A 2,935-nucleotide genomic window follows, 5' to 3' on the forward strand; every position below is an offset into this window, starting at 1 on the left:
GCACCCGCGGTGCCCGCGGCGCCCGCCGGGCGTGCCGTCTCGCCACGCCCGGATGGCCGGTTCCCGTACCCTGAGCACAGGAATCTCCATCCGGAACGACGGCGGCCAGGACCGCCCGCCGGCTGGCCAGGACCCCCGGCGGGGGCAGGGATGCGGAAAGGACCAGCGGTGACCGACGAACCCGCGGGTGGCGCCGTACCTGCGCCGGACCGCACCGCCACCACCAAGCTGCCCCGCGCCAACGCCGACGACTTCCAGCCGGACGTCGGCTACTCCGACGATGCTGCCGCCGACAGGGACGTCACGGCCGAGGTGCCCAACGGCACGACGCCGATGCCCGCCTCGGGCCGCCCACCTGCCGACTACGGCGGCGACCCGACGCGTGAGTCGCTGCCGTTCGACGCGCCGCGCGAACCAGCCATCGAGGCCGCCACCTCCGACGAGGATGTTCACCTCATCCCCGGCGCCACCATCGCCAACGGCCGCTACCGCCTGCTGGTCTTCCACGGCGGCCCGCCGAACCTGCAGTTCTGGCAGGCCGTGGACACCGCGCTGGACCGTCAGGTCGCGCTGACCTTCGTCGACCCCGACGCGACCCTGCCCGACGACCAGCTGCAGGAGATCCTCGGCCGCACCCTCAAGCTCAGCCGCATCGACATGCCGGGAGTGGCGCGCGTTCTCGACGTCGCCAACACCGGGTCGGGCGGGCTGATCGTGTCGGAGTGGATCCGCGGCGGCTCGCTGGCCGAGGTCGCCGACACCTCGCCGTCGCCGATCGGCGGCGCCCGCGCCATGCAGAGCCTGGCCGCCGCGGCCGAGGCCGCGCACCGTTCCGGGGTGTCGCTGTCGATCGACCATCCCAGCCGAGTCCGGGTCAGCATCGAGGGCGACGTGGCGCTGGCGTTCCCCGCGACCATGCCCGACGCGACGCCGGAGGACGACATCCGTGGGATCGGCGCCTCGCTGTACGCGCTGCTGGTCAACCGCTGGCCACTCGAGGAATCGGGGGTGCCGAGCGGCCTGCGGCCCGCCGACGTGGACACCGCGGGCAATCCGGTGGAACCGCGGTCGGTGGACCGTGACATCCCGTTCCAGATCTCGGCGGCAGCCGCCCACGCGATACAACCCGACGGCGGCATCCGCAGCGCGCCCACGCTGCTGAACCTGCTCCAGCAGGCGACCGCGATCGCCGACCGCACCGAGCAGATCAACCCCGTCGACCAGCCGAACGGGCCGGAGCGGGCACGCCCCGCACCGGACGACGACCCCGAGTTCGTGGCCCGTCGCCGCAAGGGCCTGATGGTGGGGCTGGCGATCGGCGGCGCGATCCTGGTGGTGGCGCTGATCGTGCTCGCCACGGTGCTCAGCCGCGTCTTCGGTGATGTCGGCGGCGGCCTCGACGGCGACGAACTGGGATTGAACGCACCGTCGTCGACCGAGGCCGGCGAGTCCGGCGGCGGTAGCGGCACCGCCGTGAAACCCGTTCGGGTGACGGTGTTCTCGCCCGAGGGCGAGGCCGACGCGCCCGACGAGGCCGGCCTGGCGATCGACGGCAACGCCTCCACCGTGTGGCCGATCGACACCTACTCCGACCCCGAACCGTTCCCGAACTTCAAGAACGGGGTGGGGTTGATGCTCGAACTTTCCGAGCCCACCACGCTGTCCGCGGTGAAGATCGACCTCAACAGCACTGGCACCGAGGTGGAGATCCGGTCCGCCTCGTCGCCCTCCCCGTCGTCGCTGGACGACACCACCGAACTCACCCCCGCGACGCCGGTGCGCCCCGGCTCGAACACCATCGAGATCAGCGACGCGGCGCCGACGTCGAACGTCCTGGTGTGGGTCTCGAAGCTGGGCAAGGTCGACGGGGAGAGCCGCAGCGACATCGCCGAGGTCACCCTCGAGGCCGCCTCCTGAGGCGTTGTCCCCAGGCCCTGCAGCGCTGAACCCGCGGTGGGAGCCACCGGCGCAAACTGGTGCCTCGAACGCCCTCCGGCGCCGTTTAGTGTTCGGCTGTGGAGAGCTTCGGGGGGACCTCTGAACCACCGGGGGTGACGCACTGCCAGTCGGACGCGGACCTGCTGGCCGCGCACGTCGCGGGTGACCGGTACGCGTTCGAGGCGCTGTTCCTGCGCCACGAGCGGCAGCTCTACCGGCTGGCGCTGGTCACCAGCCGCAACCCCGAGGACGCCGCCGACGCGCTGCAGGACGCCATGCTCAAGGCGCACCGCAACGCGCACGCCTTCCGGTTCGACTCGGCGGTGAGCAGCTGGCTCTACCGCATCGTCGTCAACGCCTGCCTGGACAGGCTGCGCCGCAACAAGAACCACCCCACCACCGCGCTGCTCGACGACGCCCTGCCCGCCGGCGACTCCACCGCCCGCGTCGACACCGCGATCGTGGTGGAACGCGCGCTGCTGACACTTCCGGTCGAGCAGCGGGCCGCGGTGGTCGCCGTCGACATGCAGGGCTACTCGGTGGCCGAGACGGCGCGCATGCTCGGCGTGCCCGAGGGCACCGTCAAGAGCCGGTGCAGCCGGGCCCGCGCCAAACTCGCCGAGGCACTGCACTACTTCGATGCGGGCGCCGAACCGACGCGCGAACCGCGGGCAGGGCGCCGCATCGCGGGCACCCATGGTGGAGACTGGGCGGGCAGGCCAGTGGCGACGCGACGGAAGGACGGGAGCGGCGATGCCGGACGAGGGGCGCACGGACGCCGCGCCGCCCGACGGCCCGATCACGCCTGAACTCCTGGCCGACCTGCAGGCCGGCACCCTCGACGCCGAGACGGCCGCCCGGCTGTGGCGCCGGTTGCGCACCGATCCCGCGGCGGCCGCCACGCTTGCGGCGCTGGACCGAGTCCGGCGTGACCTCGCGCATCTGGGCGGTGACGACGCGTCGGCCGTCGGTGTGCCCGCCGCGGTGACGGCGGGTG

General features: G+C 72.9%; 1 protein-coding gene and 2 pseudogenes. All 3 read left to right on the forward strand.

What is annotated here, in order from left to right; all coding sequences use genetic code 11:
• Positions 1 to 1,917: protein kinase family protein (locus Q2100_RS20090; RefSeq protein WP_407667662.1), on the forward strand; the 1,917-nt coding region annotated here is incomplete at its 5' end.
• 98 nt (positions 1,918 to 2,015) lie between these two features.
• A pseudogene (sigM, locus tag Q2100_RS20095) lies at positions 2,016 to 2,588 on the forward strand (RNA polymerase sigma factor SigM); the annotation flags it as partial.
• A gap of 103 nt (positions 2,589 to 2,691) precedes the next feature.
• Positions 2,692 to 2,935 (forward strand): annotated as a pseudogene (locus tag Q2100_RS20100) (hypothetical protein); the annotation flags it as partial.

This window comes from Mycolicibacterium arseniciresistens (assembly GCF_030519285.1).
Classification (GTDB): Bacteria; Actinomycetota; Actinomycetes; order Mycobacteriales; family Mycobacteriaceae; genus Mycobacterium; species Mycobacterium arseniciresistens.